The organism is Flavobacterium sp. PL02 (assembly GCF_035013205.1).
Classification (GTDB): Bacteria; Bacteroidota; Bacteroidia; order Flavobacteriales; family Flavobacteriaceae; genus Flavobacterium.
This window is the reverse complement of sequence record NZ_JAYGJP010000001.1, coordinates 346,600-365,632: the sequence shown is the minus strand read 5'-3', so window position 1 is coordinate 365,632 and position 19,033 is coordinate 346,600. Positions and strand designations below refer to the sequence as shown.

Sequence of the window (19,033 nt, the reverse complement as noted above, 5' to 3'; positions counted from 1 at the left end):
GGTAACCTTTTGGTTATTTTTTTGAAGTCAAACCTACAGGAATCATTAAACTGTCTTTATCGTACATATTTATGTAAATTCGTAGAGTATCATCCATCATATTTTCCCAATATACTTTATAAGTATCAAGTGAACCTTTCATTCCTTTTTCTACATTAGGAGTTTCAAAAAGACAACAACTTCCTTCTCTGTAAAATCTAACTGTTTCTCCATTTGGACCTTTTAACGCACTTAAAAATCTTCGCTCATTTTTTGGCCCCATACTTTCGGAACTTCCTCCAACTTTAATTGGATTAGATTCAGTAAAGCCATAACTCTTATCAGAACTTTGATCAAGCAAGTGAAAGTAATCCAGTTCAACCTGTCCTTCTTTTTTTAAAAGCGCTTCTTCCAGTTGCTTTTGTTTATTATTACAAGACAGAAAGAATAATAAAATTAAGGGAAAAAATGTTTTCATAGAGAATCTTTTTTTTACAATGTTAGCTAACGTTCCTGTACTACAGCGGGTATATATTATCTATTAGTTGTGAAACATTTCAGTAATCATATTTTCGATTTCTGCTTTGATTTCTGCACTGCTACCTATCCATCTGCCGATGATATTTCCATCTTTATCGATTAAGATTTTTACTGGAATTCCTGTTACTGCATAGGTGTTTTCAATTGTGCTTTTATTTTCTTTGATTGAAAAATGTTTCCATTTTTCAATATTTTCTTTTTGTATTGTAGCTCTCCACAAATCTAGTTTTTCATCCTTTGTAACACTTATAATTTCAAAGCCTTTGTGTTGATATTTAGAGTACATTTCTTTTAGAAAAGGAAAATCTTCTCTGCAAGGGCCACACCAACTTGCCCAAAAATCAAGAAGCACATATTTGTTGTTTTTATATGAGCTAAGTTGCAACAAGTTAGCATTCACATCATTTACCTTAAAATCAGGGGCTAAGCTTCCAATTCTACTATTTTTAAAATAATTTAATTTTTCAGCCAATTGTTTTCCGCCGTAAGATTTTTTCACTTCTGGTCCTAATTTATCGTATAAATTTTTAATTGTATCATATGGAATTTGATTATCCTCTTCTGCTAATATGCGATCTAATAAGTCAGGTGCTATAAATGAATTTAGATTTTTTTTTATAAATTCAAAATCCGATTGCCTATTTATTTTTATATTTTGATCCACCCATTGATCCAACTGTTGATCCAGCGAATCTAAACTCTTTTGAAATTGAATTTTTAAAGAATTATCACTTGTTGCAGTCATTTTATCAGAATAAAACCTACTCAATTCCCTGATAGAATCAATTTTTCTGTGAATTTTTTCCTTTTCCGTTGTATTTTGTAATGCATAAAATTCATCGTTCGTTTTAGAACCATTTATTACTATAGAATTCAAATCATCAATATCGAGTTTAACACTCATTGCAGACGGCTCCAAATAAAATATTTTTGAATTTAAGTTTGTCATATAAAATCTAGGGTCAGTACAAATAATTGCTTTAACTGGGAAATCAATTTCTCCTTTAAATACAAATTTATTGTTATAAATCTCTGAAGATTTGGTAATGCTCTTGCCGTTGATTTTATATGTCAAATAAATTTTTTCTTTGTTAGCGTTTTTGGAGCAGACACCATTTAACACAAAATTGTGTTGAGCTATCATTATAAATGGAAGAACTAAAAAGAAAATTGAAAGTTTTAAATTCATGTACATTAATTTTAAAATTTTAATAAAAAAACAAGAAATCTTATTGAATTTCGATTCCTAAATTTGGCAAATACGTAACTCTCATATTTTAGCTTTAATATTGATATGCTGTATACTGATAGCTAACGTTCTGGGACTACAGCAGGTTGGGATTAAATCAGCGTTATCTTTCGGATTTGCCACCCGAGCGATAGCGAAACAGGCGAAGCAAATCATCCCAAATACAAAACCATATTTAAATTAAGCCAAATCCCCAAATTGCTTGTAGCGTGTGTTAGCGGTTCGTTTTTTATTGTTTATCGAGTTCATTTTCAATATTGATATTTGGGAAATTGAGTTGAACATACTTTATAAAGTCGGAATTTGAGCCTTTCCCGTTTAATGACCAAACTCTTGTCGGACTTGCGTTTGTTAGTAATTCAATTATTCCTTCTTCGGTCGCAAGTTTTGACGTCCAAGGAACAATTTTGTTATCAATAAACTTCACAATTGAATCGAATTTCTCTTTGTCAATTCCATAAACATTGCAGTTATTGCTTTCAATAATTTTTGATTCGCTACTGTATTCATCAACTCTTTCCGTTTCACCACCAAATATTTGTTTGACCATTATTTCTTTGGGATTGTCTGAATACTTATGATAGAAGAGACCAGTATGACCAAATAGAAAACCTTTGATGTTACTTGTTTTAGCCAACTGTTTGGAATAGAAATTCGGTGAAATTTCAAGATTCACCCATTCGCCAGGAGTATTACTTCTACTTGACCAAAATGCGATTACAAGTTTGATGTTATCTTTGTCAATCGTCAATTTTGGCCGGGAGCGTGAATATTTAAACCCTTTTGTCTCATAATGTTTGCCGAGTTCGTCACAGACAGCTTGAAATATGTCTTGACAAGGTGTATATTTTGAATATTCTAATAATGTCTTATTGTCTGTCCAGCTCATAATTATACTGTCGTGTTTGCTCTCTTAAAATGACCACTAACGTTCTCGCGCTACAAGCAGTTTGGGATAAATCAGCGTTATCTTTCGGATTTGCCAAATCTTCCAAATACAAAACCAATTTCAAATTAAGCCTATTGCCCAAATCTGTTGTAGTACCTGTTAGTAGCTGTTTATTTATTTATAAATCCACCTATAATATTTTTATAAAGTTTAGCCCAATTTGCATCTCCCTCCCAGTAAAAGCATTCAGGCATTCGATATTCATTGAGATTTAGTTCATCAAATTCATTTTGTTTATCGATTACTTCAACTCCTATTTTTTGTAGCATTAAATTGATTTCTCCTTCATCTGTTTTGATAGTATTCTTATATAATTCTGCATAATAATAATCATCTAAATGAACGAGTAAATATTCCTCAAGTTCAATTTCTTTAGCAAAGAAATGAACTAATTCACCACCTAAATCTAATTTATCATTATCAGAATGATAGTCTAATTTTAGTTTAAAATACCAATGGAAAAGGTGGCTTTCGTCAAGAAAAATAATAGCATAATCATTTTCAAAAGCCACTGCCAATCCATAAAATTTTATCTTTTCAAGGTTAATAGGCATTTTCGCTATTAAAGCATTTGTATTATGTCCCATATTTAAATATTTATTTATTTTTAGAAGGCTCGTGTCAGGAAAATAGCTACTAACTTGCATATATGTCTGACGACATCCGATTTATCTACCCTAAATTGGGTCGATATACCTAATAAATGCCCGTGTTTATTTATTTTCAAAAATAGGATTTTTATTTCATGAATCATCAAATGAGCTTTTTATTTGTAGAATACTTTTCGTACTAACATGAGTGTAAATTTTGGTGGTCTTGCTGCTTTGATGACCTAAAAATTCTTGAATATATCTTAAATCAGTTCCGCTTTCAAGTAAATGAGTAGCAAAGCTATGGCGCAACCAATGCAAACTTATAGGTTTTGTTATACTAACTTTTTTAAGTACTTGTTTTAATACACTTTGTAAACTTTTTTCAAGACAACTCAATTTAAATTTACAAAACAATACCTGATTCACTTTGTGTGTACAGATTACACCCCCACATTACCTTTTATCTATTTCACGTATCTTATCCAGCAACTCCATTTCATCCTCAGGAAGAAGCTGTAAAGCAATTTCAAGTAAGATTATTAAATCAATTGCGATTCCAGAGGAAATATCATTTTTAAGTAAACTAATACTTGTTTTAAGCAAAGAAGAAACCATTAGATTTAATTCATAATAAGAAGATAATTTTATTGGTACGCTAAGCAAATTATTAACAGCATCGGGGTTTAGTTTTGTGAAAAATTCCATGTTACTCATTATTTTTTTAAGATTCTCTAATTTTTTAGTTTCAGCTATTTCCATGATATTTTATTATTTTTATTTGCATAGTTCAGGAAGTTTTTACAATAAAATAGGAACGTATATGACTAGACTTATACGTTCCTCCATTTATGACTGTCTATTTACAAATGCTAATAATTAAAGCAGCAACACAGGTTTGAGTCCTGTTCCCGTAAAATCAAAAAGCTTCAGATTACTCTAAAGCTTTTTTTGTTTCTAAACTTTCGTTGAAACTTTTATATTCGTTACGTTCACGGGACTATCTCAGCACAAACTTATCTTTATTTGTTAGTTTTCCTTTATCAAATACATTAACAAAATGAATTCCTTTTTTAAACTCTTTCATTCTAATTTCATGTTCAAATTTCAATGAATCATTTGGATATTTTACATTAGAAATATAACTGTAATTCAAAACAGAATTTCCAAATTTGATTTCCTTATTTTCACCCAATATATTATTCTCACTATCAATAACCTGAACATAATATTTTTTTTTCAAAGAAAGCCCCGAATTTAAAAACCCCACTATTGTAAAAGAAATTTTTAAGATATTTACTTTTTTTGCTTTATCAGTAACTGTAAACTTTCCTCTCTCCTCTTTAAAAGACTGTACTTCAAGATTAGTCAATACAATTTCGTTGCTGTTTTTTTGTATTTCCTTCAAATAATTATTCCAAGCAATGAGAGTGTCATTTTTTTTCTTTACACTACCTAAAATCATTTTTGTACTGTCTCTTTGCATTTTATACAATTTCGCAATTTTTGATAATTTTATTTTTTCTTTTTGCATAAGAGAAACAATTCTTTTCAATCGAAGTACTTCTTTTTTATATTTTATTATAACTACAGCATCAACATTAGTATTCTTTATTTCATATAATAAATTTTCTACTTTTTGCTTTTCGTTAATCAATTCATCTTTATAATAAATATTTTCGGAAATAGCAGTTTCAAGTTCTTTTTTTGATTCTATTAAATTCTTTACCAGTTCTATTTTTTCTACTTTTAAATCATTAGCTACTGTTTGAGCATATACATATTGATTGTAAGAATACCCCAATATCCCAAATAATACAAATAATACAATTATAGTAGAAATTTTTAATGCCTTTCCAGAAAGATTTTTCATCATAAATTTTTAACAGCAAAAGAACATTTTTTTTTAAATTCATAATTATATTATATTATCCATAAATAAATCTATTTTAATCTAATTCTAGAAACACTAGCTATTTGATGTTTTATAAAAATAAACTAAAATACACAGTAGATTTATTTGAGACTTATCGCAATCATCATTCACAATAACAAAAAAATGTGCAAAGTCAGTAATATTCGCATTATATTTAATTCGAACACTTCCAACAACAGGCATTTTTTCAAAAACTCAACATAAAAAACACAAGAATAATCTTTCAAAAATAAATATTTATCATTCTTAATAAAATTTAACATTTTAATATAAAGAAGAGAAAAAACCTATTCGTTCTTTTCAAAAACAAAACAACCAATTATTAATCAAATAAATACATTTTAATTAACTCAATTCTGTTTATGATTGATGATTTCTAACAATGCTCTTTTCAGTGTAACCAAAAAAAGTTTTTCGGAAAAACTATTGTGTATTTTAAAATTGATTGTATTTTTGCACCCGCAATAGCAAAGTAGGCCCGTTCGTCTATCGGTTAGGACGCATGGTTTTCATCCATGTAAGAGCGGTTCGATTCCGCTACGGGCTACTAAGAAAAAGCTTCAGAGAAATCTGAAGCTTTTTTCGTTTATATTTACTTTAAAGAAATAAAAACTACACTCTTTAGAGAATAGATAACACAAAGGTTTACAAAATTTAATCAATAGCTTTATAAATCTTTGCAGTTAAATCAACACAAAAAAAAAGACTGCATTAATAATAAATAATAGTAAAATGGAGCAAATTTTAGAAAAGCTAAACTTTTTTATTGAGAACAATTTACCTCTTGTACTGTCGAATTATACTGAAGATGATTTTGACATGATTTTAGATGAAAGAGACGAAGACTATTTTTCTGAAAAATGGATGGAAATATTTGATATCATCAAAGTAAAAGTTAGTGAAAGTAAAATAGACAAAACTAGTAGCCACAGCTTAAGAGAAAAAGTTTTTAAACTCGTATATTCTATAACAAATCATCCTGATTTATCTTCCTACGTATCTGATGATTTTGGCTTAATATTACAGTCATTAGAAATTAAACATAATGATTACTGGTTAAATTCGCTGTGGTTAGAATATAAAAAAGGCAATTTACCACATGGCCAATTAGCAGAAACTAAAGGTGAATTAATTGATTTAATCTAAAGAAAGCTTCAGATCTCTCTGAAGCTTTCTTTTTTAGAACTTTTGATATTACTAGTGATATTTACAATTCTTCCTTCACTCGGACTCCATCTCTCCTAATAATATATGCAGGAACACCAATTACGGTACAATTCTCAGGAACATTTTTTACAACTACAGCGTTTGCTCCAGCCTTAGAGTTATTTCCCATTTTAACTTTTCCAATTATTTTAGCACCTGCATTAATTGTTACGTTATCTCCTAATTCAGGACTATCTGTAGCATTTGAAAATCCAATAGTTACTTGTTGATTAATCCAACAATCGCGTCCAATAGATTTAGCAGATATTATTGTTGCAAAACCATGCTGGATAAATAACCCTGGCCCAATATTTTTTGTCAAAATAAATAGTGTATTCATCTTCGGACACATCCAATTTATTAAAAAAGAAATCTTTCCTACTCTTACATAAAAAACGTTTCTATATTCTGGGTAAAATGTCATAAGTGTTAGGAAACCAAATTGAGTATTGCTACCTGAATTAGTTATCTTCAGCCAACGTTCGACATCATAATGTATTACTTTCTTATTCCCATGAAAATTAAACAAAAGAATATGAGGTAAAAGTCGTATAGCACTTAATATTACAACGATTTTTTTTATATTATTTTTCATCTTATTTCTTGTAAATGCAAAATTTGCCTTTGCTTAATTGATATTACTTAATAATGGCGCAGTAAACCTTATGCTTACCTCTAAATTAAGATAGATTTACAAAGGTTTGCATTATTTTTTTGCCAAATATATAATATTTATCCTACGAATCATTAAGCCTTATATATATTTTAAGGAAACATTAGACATTACGTTTTTTATAGTAGATATTAATGCCAAGTAAGAAATAAAAATTATAATCTCATTCCTAAACTTATCTCTCTTTTGTAATTTCTAAGAACTATAACAAAGGTTATGAGATTTTTATAGATTTTATAAAATACGAAAAGTTGTACAGATACAGGAATCCTAATGCATTTTTATATAGAAACACTTCCCTAAATGAGTCATTATTTCTCTTTTCTAAATAAATCCCATTTGCTTATCACTCTTTTTCAACACATTAGAAATATAAAATAATATGCGAGTGTATTAACAATTTAATAATATATTTTCCTAATAACTGAGTTTGTTCTAATAAATGTTTTTATAAATTTGTGGCCTTGTATTTAATAGTTTTTACTTCACAGTATTTAAGACTTAGTAACCAAATACTCTATCATTTTGTCACTTATATATAAGCAACTAATCATGAGATCCTTTTACTTTATTGTTAATATAAAAGATATATTAACCTTGAGAAGTCCACTTCTGTAGTCTTTAAATTATTTACACTAAAAAAATATTACCCACAATTCAAATATCTAATTTACAAACAAAACAACAAACAATTCCCTCACAATCTTTATTCATTAAATTATAACAGTAATTAAATCCAATGCTTAAAAAACACACAACCCAAATTCTAATTTTTACCCTTTTAAGTTTATTTTTTTCCATCAATTCATTTTCTCAAAAAAACATTTACGCAGGAATTGAAATCGGACGTAGAGCAATAAAAACTTCTGTTGTAGAGATAAATAATATTAAGAAAGCAGACTATACAATTCTCCATTTCTCGAATGAAAGAATTAACCTTGCCGAACATATTTCTACTTACGGAGAGCTTCCTCAGGACGACATTAATAAAACTAGCAATATAGTTCTTAGTCAACTGAGAGAAATAAGAGCGAAATTTAAAATTCCCGAAGAAAATATTTTTATAGTTGCTGCTCCTGCTTTTTCATCTGCTCGCAACATTGACGTTTTAAGAAATAGAATTTCTACTTTAACTAGCAAAAGTTTTGATATAATTAATGTTGACGAAGAAGCTAAAATACTAGTTAAAGGTGCTATACCACCTGTTGATTATTCTAACGCTCTGCTCCTCGATATTGGTGCCCAAACTACTAAAGGTGGATACATTGATGAGATTGGAGATAACAGATTAGAGTTTATTCCTTTGGAGCTTGATTTCGGTACAATGACACTTACCGATGCTGTTAAAAAAACGGTTGTAAATCAAAGTCAAGCTAATGATATGTCAACCTATCAGGAAAAGGCTTTTGATTTTAACCCAATTCTGCGTAAGAAGATAAAACAATTGCTTGATGCAAATCCTCTTTTATTAAAAAAGGAAAAGATTTATTTATCCGGAGGAGCTGTCTGGGCGTTTTCAGCTCTTTATTATGATGAAAACACTAAAGATCATTATATTTCTTTTACGTTGGAGGATGTTATGAATTACGATGCAATCCTGAAAAATAATTTCGGAAAGTTTACTACCTATGCCAAAACGAATAAAGAAGCTGCTAGAGTTTTGACTACATACGATCAACGATACCTTATTTCAGCAAACAACATACTAGTAACTTGCCTGGAAAGTATTCCAAATTTAGAGAAAAAGAAAATATACTTTGTAAAAGACGGACAAGTAACTTGGCTTATGTCATACATTGCTGATCGCTCTAAAAAAGTGAATACTAATTTTTAAGTATCATTTTTTGCACTCTTACAAAGTCTATTCTGTTTTGTCATTATAGAACTTACATATAACATTAAGCAAAGCTTCGGAGAAATCTGAAGCTTTTTTTTATAGAATAGTATTTTATGCCTGATCAAAAGATAATGTTGCTAAATCGTTGCTGAAAAATTTATTACTTGTAGTAAATTAGCTTTATATTAGCTTTTAAAAGACATAGTGAACATAGACATACTCATATCGCATTTTGATAATTATCTTCCTCTTGACAGCAAGGAAAAGGAAGAATTGAGTAATCGTGTGATTGAAAGAAACATCAAGCGAAGACAATTTATACTTCAGGAAAATGATGTTTGCAGGCATTATACTTTTGTTATTTCTGGGCTTTTTAAAATGTATGCTGTTGATAAAAACGGAACGGAACATAACATTCAATTTGCTTCAGAAAATGAATGGATTACTGACATTGGTAGTTTTCATTCTGAACAACCAAGCCGACTTTATATCGAAGCTATGGAACCAGCTGTTATTTTGCAAATAGAAAAATCGAACCTTTTATATCTCTATACTCATTTTCCGAAATTTGACCGAAATTTTAGAGTTATTATCGAAGACAAATTTATTGAACTCGAAAATAGGGTTCTACAAAATATTAGTTCTACTGCCGAAGAAAGATATCAAACTTTTCTGGGTCAATACCCGAAACTTTCTAACCGAATTCCTAATACTCAAATAGCTTCTTATCTTGGTATAACTCCTGAATTCCTGAGTAAAATCCGCAATAATATTACTAAAAAGTAATTTACCCTTAATATAGTTTAAGGGTATTTCTTAAACTTGTTTATAAGTGTTACACTTCTGTTTACCTCAACTTTGTAATGTAATTAAAGCATTATAAAATGAAAAAAATACTAATCCCGATTTCTTTGCTCTTGCTGATGGCAAGTTGTCAAAAACAAACAGAAAACAAATCCGTAACAAATAATTTAAAACAAGTAGAAATGAATACAACAGCAGAAAAAACAGCCATAGAAAAATTATTTTTCTCTTATCGTGATGCCTTAAACACATCAGATGTATCTAAAGTTTTGTCATTATACACTCAAGATGGTGTATTTATGCCAACCTCTGCCCCAACTGCAAAAGGGCAACAACAATTAAAAGATTCCTATGAATTTGTATTTAAATCAATACAATTAAACATTGAGTTTTTTATCGAAGAAATAAACATTAGTGGAGATATTGCTTATGCAGTAACAAACTCAAAAGGCACAACATTAATTCACGCTAATGGAAAAACTGTTCCAGAAGAAAACAGGGAGTTATTTGTATTGGCAAAAGAAAATGGAGAATGGAAAATTGCCCGTTATATGTTTAATAAAACAAAATAATCAATAAAACAATTCCAAAATTGTCCTGTGAGGGGTGCAGTAAAGCTTCAGCGAAATCTGAGGCTTTACTATTTTATAACCCTTTTATTATAGTTAAATAAAATTCCGAATAAGACAAAAAAAGCAAATCTAACAATTGCTAAAAGTTTTAGCAATTAAATAGTACTACACTATTTTAGAAATCATCATAATAGCAATAAAGGAAACCACAGCAAACACTATTGAGTTAATAATTCTGCCTTTTCTCTTCATCGATTTTTCTGATATGTCTAGCTCTGTCAAATCTTTTTTTCTTGTTTTATTTGCTTTCATGTTTTTTAATTTTAATTCATAATATTAGGAATCAAAGTGTGCAAACTGTATGCCAAAGCAATCAAAAATAAATTAAAGCCCTAAATACCAATAAATTAAATAATTAATATTGCTATTTAATTTATAATACCTATCAAAATGATAAGGTTAAGCATTCAAAATGAAAGGAATAGGGAGTTTTATCAAACAAAAAGAATATTAAAACTCAAATTTGTACAAAATCTCCCTTTCATACAAATTTAAGTTTTAATCATCTATTCTTCTATTACAAAATCAAAATTCCCATCAACAGGGATGGTTAAAACTCCTTTTTTATGCATTTCGTCTGTAGCTTGTGTATAGATGAAATGATACCACCAGATAAAAAATTCTTCAAAAGATATCTCCTTATCATAACCTAATTTAGTGTAAATCTTTTTACTGTATTCTCTTTCGCTCTCCAGAATCTTTAATAAGTCTGGCAAATAGTTTTTAGCTATTTCTTCAAACAAAATATTGTCTGATTTAGAAACTAAATTTTCGAATGAATTTGTTTGTACATGAAGTCTGTTATTTCCGTAAACACAAACGTCTTTGCCATCTATTTGTTCTGACTGATTTCCGTAAATCCCAAAAGATTCTGTTTTTGCATTTGTATTTTCACTAATTCTGTAATAGTAATGATTTCCGTGTCTTAAAGGTCTGTCTTCTTGCTTCAGAAATTCTTTTTCGACATCATTAATCTGCCAGGAATCTAATAGTACATTACTTAAAATAAGGAATGACCATTTTTGGAAATCTTGTGTTTTTGATATCTCTGTTTTCCCAAATTGCAGTTTTATATCGGCTAAATTTTTAATTATTGATTTGGTTATTTTCCCCGAAATGGGTTTTGCATATTTATAAAGCAGCTCTCCATCTTTTGCATCGGTAATAAAAACTGTTGGTTTATATTGATTATTGATTTTATGAAGCCAATTTTTAGATTCTAATAGGCTAATTAACCTCGTCATTTTTTCGTCACTAAACTTTGTGAATTTCTGAAAATCAGCTGGCGAAAACCCTTTATGGATTGCAAATAAAAATATATCTAAACTGTCTTTATTTGTTCTGAAATTAGGAAAATTATCTCCTCGTGAAATTAACGCTTGTTCTATTTTCAATTTAAAAATAGCGTCGATTTTGTTTTGAGCATTTATGTTTTTTCCAAATAATAGAAAGATAATAGCCAGTAATTTCAATTTTTTCATTGTTTTCTTTAGATAGTATTGCTACTTAATTTAGTTAGTTAATGATAAAAAAAAGCAAATTATAAATGATTTTACACCACATAAATTGCTTTTTTACCAACGCTAATATATAAGTATTTATACTACAAACAATAAACTACATAATTTTAATTTTATGCAATTATATTTACCTCGGTATCTGTGGACGCTCCATTTTGTATTGTCTTCCCGATAAGGTTTTAATAAAAGAAACCAAGGCTATAATCTCATCATCATCTAGATTTAGAGGTTGCAACAATACATCTGTCTGCGGAAATAAAGGATCTGCTGCTTTTTCACTTTCATCTGGGTCTATCATGTGCATTCCGCTATTGTATATATTAATAATTCCTGTCATATTATCAAACAAACCATTATGCATCCATGGTCCTGTGTGCATGACATCGCGAAGTGAAGGTGTTCGGAATTTCCCGACATCTTCTGCCTTTTTAGTAATATGGTAAAGTCCTAAATCTTCATAGTCTCTTTTATAATAGGTAAGTCCTATATTGTGGAATGATTCATCGGTAAAATATTTCCCTGAATGGCAATTCATACAACGCGCTTTGGTACGGAAAAGATGCAAACCGTGTATTTCTTGGTCAGATAATTGACTATAATCTCCTTCGATAAAAGCATCAAATCGGCTTCTTTTGCTAAGTATTGTCTTTTGGAAGGTTGCCAATGATTGTAAGATTTTATCATAAGTAACATCAGTGTTTCCGTAGGCATTTTGGAATAAAACTTTGTAGCCTTTAATTTTTTTTATCTTTTTAGCCAGACTTTTAGAATCCATATTCATTTCATGATGTGCTGTAATTGGTCCTTGCGCTTGCTCTTCTAACGTTGTTGCACGACCATCCCAAAAGAATGATTTTCGCGCATTAATATTATATAAAGACGGTGTATTGCGCTTGCCTTGCAAATGATCATTACCCAAAGATACTTCTCTCCCATCTCCCCAAGCCAGTTCCGGATCATGGCAGCTACTACAGGAAACCTGATTAGAACCTGAAAGTTTTGGATCAAAGAAAAGCATCTGCCCTAATATAACTTTAGGGTCATCCATCCTTTCGTAATAACTTGTATCTACATCCAAAGGTTCAAATTCTTGCCAAGTAACACCTTTGTCAATAGTCGGTTTTGGCCACTGATTTGTTGGCTTACTATAAAGTTCTCTCCAATTGGTATTTGCTATTTTTTCGCTTAGCGTAACGCTAAAACTCAATAACGAATGTACAATACCAACGGACAGAATAAGAAAAAAGGTTTTTAATAAAATAGACTTCATTATAAAGTAATAGATATTTTGCAATGCCTATTAAAACGTCATTCCTAGTGACATTTGAAAATAAGTATTGTTTTTGTTTTTAGAATAATTGTAGTAATCCAAACCAGTTTTGATAAAAAAATTAAGCTCTGTTTCATATTTGTAATCCCAACGTGCTGTTAGATTTACTTTAGTATATGCTGCTGATAAGTAAGCAAAATTATAATCTAACATTTCAAAAATTTGATTTGTATTTATGCGGTCACTAAGTTTCATCTTTGAATCTAAAGCCCAGCTATGCTCTAAAGATGTCGAGACTTTGATTAATGATTGCGACACCAGTTTTGAAACCGAAAAATCTAATCGGCCAATACCTTGCTGAACATCGATAGTTCTTAAGGGATCTATATATTTTGTTGCTGTGTTTTTTAAATTAAAACTTGGCGCAATAGACCATGATAATTCTGGATTAGGAATACTGTATAAACCTGAAAATATAACCGATGTAACTTGATTGGTGTATTTGGTAGCTTCGGATATTTTTACGTAAGATGATGAAGTCTGATTGTCGAATATATTCTCGGTTCCTGCCCGGTCAATATAATAAAATCCGATTTTTGTACCCCAAGCCTTTTCTTCTGATTTTTTTAAATAAGAAAGTTCTCCATCATAACGTTTCTCTAGAATACTAGATGCGATAAGGTCTTGAAATTCGGTCATTATTTTTTCATAATCAAAATGGTTATATCCAATAGATAAAGCAAACCCATTCCTGTCTTTTGGAAATAATTGCACATTTGCTCCATATCCTTTCCCATCATAATAAGAGCTCAGTTTGTTTCCTGTAAGTAGGTTGTTATAGACTCCAAGTCCTGTCATATGATAAACAGCGGGAGCACCTAACTCGCTAAAGAATTTTAAATTATTTGACTGCGTGTATTTTTGCAAATTAATAGCCGATCCAATCGCATAATGATTTCCTATATTTCGCGATATTCCGAGTACTACTTTTAAATCCGAAACTGTATTTTTAGGTCTGGGATCTATATCTCGGTATTCCATTAAAGCACGGTATTCGGCAACAATTCCCAGGGTCATTTTTTGATATCCTTTAGTATAACCTCCTTTAAAAGAATATTCTTCAAAAGAAAGATCTCCTCCTATAGAATCGGCGGTTACATAAGGATATATTACCTGATAATCTGAGCTTTCGTTCCATTGTACATTTTTACGTTGACCATTTTTATAGTTTGCATTTCCCCAAACTGTATTTTTAGGATCAATCTTATAATAGGATTGTGCATTAATAAGAAACTCACTAATGCCATTTCCGAATTGTTGAATATTGGTTTGCTGCGATGTAGTATTATACCCCGCACTAAACTCTGATAAGGAATAGCGACGAGCATATTGCATATTTGCAGGGTTTGTATAAAATGCACCAGAAAAATTATTTTCGGGAGCTAAATCCTCATGAATTCGGATAAGAACCGAGGTGCTATCCTGTGCATGTAGCATAGCTGAACTAAAAATAATAAATAGAAAAATGGAACGAAAACTCATGATTAAATTATTAATTCATTAAAGATGGTTTAACCTCTGGGCTAAAATCTAATGTAGAGTTATTAGTATCTTTCAATTCTTTTTTACCTTTTGAGTCCGTTGTAAGCACTTTACGACGAACACTTTTTCCGTAACGACTTTGGTCTGCATCTACTTTTCCGCAGTATGTCCATCCCATATCCAATGAAGGGTCGGTAACAATCCATTGAAATTCTGACGCAACACTTAAATTAACTGCATCTACAATCCATGAATTAGGAATAGAGTAAACACTCTCTCCCATAGGATAACTTTCTCCTCCTACTACCAAATTATATTCATAGTCGTACGTGTAATCTGCCAAGTAAGCATCTTTATTTATTGGCAAACGAGCAATAACAAAGCTCTTGAATCCTCTGTTATGTACAATCATCGATGAGAATAAATTCTCTATATTAGGAACTGCAGGATTATCTACGTCATCTGCATCTTCTGTATAAAATTCGAAATTAGCTGTTCTTAAATCAATCGAACCTGGGTTGTATTCTTTATGATTAATTGCATCTTCGGCAATAATAAAAAATCCTCCCGGAGCAATAGGATATGTAGTTCCTGTTCCGGGAACAATAGCAATTGCCGATGCTGCAAAAGATTTTGCCATGATATTTGGCGTATAAGCCTGTTTCTCTACCGTCATAAATTCCGATTGGGCAATCATTAATCCATCTGCGTATAATACTTTATCTGTATTGTTGTAAATTTTAAAGTATTTGTCTCCTAGATATTGTTTTCCTTCGGCAGTTCGCGTTCCTGTAAAAAACACTTCTTCGATAATAAAATCTGATTGGCTTGTTTTTAGGAAAAGGTTTAAAGAAACCAGCACTGTTTTTCCTGTAATAACAACCGATTCTTTATAACCGCTTACTGCTGCCTCAACAGTACTTTCTCCCGCAGAATATTGGATTTTTCCGTTGATAGAAATTTCGTAAGATCCCTCACTTAATTCGATAGAAAGATCATTATTTACAAATGACTTACTCTCTGTTATTTTGCCTGTATTAAGTTCTTTAAAAGATACCGAAAGGTTAGAAAGTACAACATTATTTAAATCTTCCGGGTTAACAAGTTTTAAGGTTATAGCGGTTTGTTTGCTACTATAATTATCGTCATCTTTTGAGCAAGATTGTAGTAAAGCCATTATGGCCATCGTTAGATAAATGGGTAATAGTTTAATTTTCATAATTGAGGTATTTATTTAATATTAAAGGTTATAAATTCAAGTTTAATTCCATCCCGAAATAAGGAGAAGTGAGTCCTCTTTGTTCTATCTTCTGCCCATTGATTTCGTAGTTTTGATAGTAACTAAAGAGTCGGTTAACGAACATTGATATTCTAATTTTTTTATAAAAATCTTTAGAGATTTTTAAATTCATATTCATTGACATTGGGATTGTTCTTTTCTCAAATAAATCATCGTTGTATTTTATATCCAACCATTGCAAAATAGGATCTGATTTATCTTTTTCGAGATAAGGATATTGTTCTCCCGAAGGATTTATATAAGCAATTGGTGTTCCGTTCATAGGTGTAGATTGATTGCTTCTAAACCACATAAATTGAAAGGAACTAGAGAACTCTAAACCAAGTGAAGGGATATAAGTATCGACAATTAAGTTTGTATTTAATTGTTGTTTTATAGAACCATCATCCCACTGGTAAAGACCTAAATACGGAAGTCGTTTGCCATTAATAATGATATCTTTTTGCCCACTTTTATACACAGGATTACTATTAGTATAAGTCGTTTTAAACCAAGCTCCATTTAATGTAAATCGCGTATTTATAGACTTAAAACGTTTAGACGATAACTGAAATTCAACACCGCTTTTTAGTAGTTTACTTCCGTTGTTAGTAATATTGTAAGTGGTTAATAAAGTATCCATTACAAAACTCATTTCGGCAAGATCAGGTTGTGATGTTAGTGCTGAAGGATCTATAGAACTACTATCGTATTTTTTATAAGAAAGCGCATGATATCGTGACCCACTTCTGAATCCGGAATCTAAACGTTCATTAAAAAAAGTAACAGAGAATCGGTTATTATCATAAGAGAAATCTGTGCGAACCTCCCATTTTTTATTTATTGCCGGCGTTAAATCATAATTTATTGCAGACGTTTTATAGGTCATTAAATTAATTCTTCGGTATTCGGGAGTATTATGATAATAGTTAAGCTGCACCAAATCATTATATACATAATCGGGATAAAGCTGTGCCAATGTTGGGAACTTAGTATATTGCCCTGCTCCTACTGTAAGTTCCGTTTTTAATGCGTGTTTCCCTATCTGGAAAGACGGAAGCACCCATTGTGCATTAATTCGGGGATCAAAATAATATTTTCCGTGTATAGCATAAGCCGATGGCACATTTAATAATGACATGGCTCGAATACCGCCCGCAAGGTTTAATTGATGTTTTCCTAAAGGAATTGTAATAGCATCTTCGGCAAAAAAAGCAATATCTGTACTAGCAGGAATATCTTTGTATGATCTGGGGCGTGTTGTCATTTCTGGAGATGGCGGATGTGTGGTATCGTAAACCTGACCTTTTCCGTTATTTTTAGAATATGTCCACTCCGAACCTGCTTTTAAAGCATGTGTTATTCCAAATAAACGAACTTCAAAATCTCCCATTGCTTTTAAGAAAGCATCAAATGGTTTACCATCAACCAGGAGTTCTGAGGCGTATTGAGGCGTTAAAAAAATACCGTCGGATTCTCCTTGTTCTGTATTATTAGGTATCGCTGTAGCATTTGATACTTGTACCCATTTGGTTTGTTCGATTTTATCATATTGCTGACTAAGTGATGTAGCTACATGAATCGATTTTAAAAATCGTGATGTTTTAAAGTCTAAATCAAATGAGTTAGCTATAGAAAATCGATTATAATCAGAACTATATCTATCAATTTTTGCGTAACCAACATTAGGATCTGCTCTCTCATTATCCATCGAACCGCTATAATCTAAACTAGAATCCCATTGAAGCAGATAAGAATCATCCTCCCATGTTTTTTGCGCTCGTATAGATGCAGTGATTCTTTTGTAGTTTTCGAAACTATTGCGAGGATCTGATTTTGCATCCAGGTAATCAAGTCCAACATTTAATACAAATCGTTTCTCTTCAGATTCAAACCCTTTCCCTACATAATACAGCTTACTAAATTCATCTGCTTTAAAACGAGATTCCCAATTACTGCGTCCTCTTTTTCGTTTAATTTTAATAAGTCCGCTGGTCAAATCTCCATATTCTACAGATGGAATACCTCTTATAATTTCGACTTTCTCAATTTGATCTGTAGATATAGAACGCATGTCTACTCCTTTTGATGTTGTGTTTCTGCGTGTATTTGCATATCCGGAACCCGGAGTAATAGTCATTCTTGGTCCAGTTGAATATTGTAAGTTAGCATCGGTATTAAGAGGAATTCCGTCGATTACAAAAGCAGTTCCAAGAGAGGAAATATCATAATTAGAATCGGCTATGCCTACTTCTCTTAATTTAATGTGATTGGATGCATTAAACACAGGATCTTTGGAGCGTCCGCCTGGTAATAGTTCTAATAAATCGGTAAAGCTCGAAGGCTGCAAATGTTGCATGGCTCTTTTATCGATAATAGAGGTACTTGTCATTCCTCGAGACTCTGTAGCTGTTATAACTACTTCGTTTAACTCAATACTTGCAGGTTTTAACTCTAAAGACAAATTTTGATTGGTTGTAAACTCTAGCTTTTTTTCGATGGTTTCGTAACCTGAATGTGATAGCTTTATTTTGTAATTACCGCTTACAATAGCATTCAGAACAATGCTACCAAAATCGTCTGATTGTCCTTTATATTTCTGAGACGATCCTTCTACAGTTAGCAAAGCCCCTTTTATAGGTAGTTTACTTTCGGCATCTTTAACGGTAATCTGAATATTTAACTTATTTATATTTTGTGTAAAACCAAGGTTAGAAAATAAGATGAATACTAACAAAATAATGCTTTTAGAAAATATTGGCGGGAGACTATTACAATAAGTCATTGTAGTTAATTTGTAATGCAGTTATATGATATATAACAGAAAGGTGATTAAAAGTTGCAAATATAACTTAATTTAGACTCGATAAAAATAGCAAACTTTAAAAAATGTAATCTCCCATATTTAAAGGGCTCAATCTCCTACTCTCTTAAAAAATCAAAACACTAACTATCAATCAATTAAAGACTTATTATTTCAGATTTAGTTTCTAAAATAAATTTCTCCCTTAATCATAAAGGTGTCTG

The 19,033-nt window shown here is 30.8% G+C and carries 18 protein-coding genes and 1 tRNA gene; 5 read left to right on the top strand and 14 right to left on the bottom strand.

Translation table 11 applies throughout. The features are described from left to right. Positions 1-13: 13 nt before the first annotated feature. The 7 genes from SHI72_RS01510 to SHI72_RS01480 all read right to left on the bottom strand — a co-directional run bounded on the left by SHI72_RS01510 (position 14) and on the right by SHI72_RS01480 (position 5,183). Positions 14-457: a 2-dehydro-3-deoxyphosphooctonate aldolase gene (locus tag SHI72_RS01510; protein WP_323488834.1), complete on the bottom strand. Its 444-nt coding sequence runs from the start codon at positions 455-457 to the stop codon at positions 14-16. 63 nt (positions 458-520) lie between these two features. Next, on the bottom strand, positions 521-1,708 hold the full coding sequence (locus SHI72_RS01505; RefSeq protein WP_323488833.1) for a TlpA disulfide reductase family protein: 1,188 nt from the start codon (positions 1,706-1,708) through the stop codon (positions 521-523). A 289-nt stretch (positions 1,709-1,997) separates the two neighbouring features. Then, positions 1,998-2,657: a hypothetical protein gene (locus tag SHI72_RS01500; RefSeq protein ID WP_323488832.1), complete on the bottom strand. Its 660-nt coding sequence runs from the start codon at positions 2,655-2,657 to the stop codon at positions 1,998-2,000. A gap of 170 nt (positions 2,658-2,827) precedes the next feature. Further along, entirely contained in the window at positions 2,828-3,304 is a 477-nt protein-coding gene (locus SHI72_RS01495) for a hypothetical protein (protein ID WP_323488831.1), read from the bottom strand. 156 nt (positions 3,305-3,460) lie between these two features. Beyond that, entirely contained in the window at positions 3,461-3,736 is a 276-nt protein-coding gene (locus SHI72_RS01490; protein ID WP_323488830.1) for a tyrosine-type recombinase/integrase, read from the bottom strand. 27 nt (positions 3,737-3,763) lie between these two features. After that, entirely contained in the window at positions 3,764-4,069 is a 306-nt protein-coding gene (locus SHI72_RS01485) for a hypothetical protein (RefSeq protein ID WP_323488829.1), read from the bottom strand. A gap of 238 nt (positions 4,070-4,307) precedes the next feature. Beyond that, positions 4,308-5,183, bottom strand: a complete 876-nt coding sequence (locus SHI72_RS01480; protein ID WP_323488828.1) for a hypothetical protein — start codon at positions 5,181-5,183, stop codon at positions 4,308-4,310. 535 nt (positions 5,184-5,718) lie between these two features. Between SHI72_RS01480 and SHI72_RS01475 the strand changes: the two genes are divergently transcribed. Both SHI72_RS01475 and SHI72_RS01470 read left to right on the top strand, forming a co-directional pair. Beyond that, positions 5,719-5,790, top strand: a tRNA-Glu gene (locus tag SHI72_RS01475). A gap of 185 nt (positions 5,791-5,975) precedes the next feature. Then, positions 5,976-6,389: a hypothetical protein gene (locus SHI72_RS01470; protein ID WP_052259339.1), complete on the top strand. Its 414-nt coding sequence runs from the start codon at positions 5,976-5,978 to the stop codon at positions 6,387-6,389. Positions 6,390-6,450: 61 nt separating this feature from the next. On the opposite strand, the gene SHI72_RS01465 is transcribed toward SHI72_RS01470, so the two are convergent. Then, a complete protein-coding gene (locus SHI72_RS01465) occupies positions 6,451-7,044 on the bottom strand; it encodes a hypothetical protein (protein ID WP_323488827.1) in 594 nt (197 codons plus the stop codon). A gap of 817 nt (positions 7,045-7,861) precedes the next feature. Here SHI72_RS01465 and SHI72_RS01460 point away from each other — a divergent pair. From SHI72_RS01460 to SHI72_RS01450, 3 genes are all read left to right on the top strand, one after another. Next, complete coding sequence (locus SHI72_RS01460; protein WP_039111468.1) at positions 7,862-8,956, top strand: exopolyphosphatase; 1,095 nt, start codon at positions 7,862-7,864, stop codon at positions 8,954-8,956. A 207-nt stretch (positions 8,957-9,163) separates the two neighbouring features. Further along, positions 9,164-9,745, top strand: a complete 582-nt coding sequence (locus SHI72_RS01455) for a Crp/Fnr family transcriptional regulator (protein ID WP_039118762.1) — start codon at positions 9,164-9,166, stop codon at positions 9,743-9,745. A 98-nt stretch (positions 9,746-9,843) separates the two neighbouring features. Further along, positions 9,844-10,335 carry an SgcJ/EcaC family oxidoreductase gene (locus SHI72_RS01450; protein ID WP_323488826.1) on the top strand — a complete coding sequence of 164 codons (492 nt, stop codon included), beginning with the start codon at positions 9,844-9,846 and terminating at the stop codon, positions 10,333-10,335. 165 nt (positions 10,336-10,500) lie between these two features. Here the strand turns inward: SHI72_RS01450 and SHI72_RS01445 are convergent, their stop codons facing one another. The 6 genes from SHI72_RS01445 to SHI72_RS01420 form a co-directional block, all read right to left on the bottom strand. After that, positions 10,501-10,647 (bottom strand): hypothetical protein, encoded by a 147-nt coding sequence (locus tag SHI72_RS01445; protein WP_165572082.1) that lies wholly within the window; start codon positions 10,645-10,647, stop codon positions 10,501-10,503. A gap of 254 nt (positions 10,648-10,901) precedes the next feature. Continuing rightward, positions 10,902-11,876, bottom strand: coding sequence for a hypothetical protein (locus SHI72_RS01440; RefSeq protein WP_323488825.1), 975 nt, complete (start codon positions 11,874-11,876; stop codon positions 10,902-10,904). A 166-nt stretch (positions 11,877-12,042) separates the two neighbouring features. Further along, complete coding sequence (locus SHI72_RS01435) at positions 12,043-13,185, bottom strand: cytochrome-c peroxidase (protein ID WP_323488824.1); 1,143 nt, start codon at positions 13,183-13,185, stop codon at positions 12,043-12,045. A 30-nt stretch (positions 13,186-13,215) separates the two neighbouring features. Then, a complete protein-coding gene (locus SHI72_RS01430) occupies positions 13,216-14,727 on the bottom strand; it encodes a DUF6850 family outer membrane beta-barrel protein (protein WP_323488823.1) in 1,512 nt (503 codons plus the stop codon). 10 nt (positions 14,728-14,737) lie between these two features. Continuing rightward, entirely contained in the window at positions 14,738-15,946 is a 1,209-nt protein-coding gene (locus SHI72_RS01425; protein WP_323488822.1) for a DUF4876 domain-containing protein, read from the bottom strand. A gap of 28 nt (positions 15,947-15,974) precedes the next feature. Then, a complete protein-coding gene (locus SHI72_RS01420; protein ID WP_323488821.1) occupies positions 15,975-18,743 on the bottom strand; it encodes a TonB-dependent receptor in 2,769 nt (922 codons plus the stop codon). Positions 18,744-19,033 lie beyond the last annotated feature (290 nt).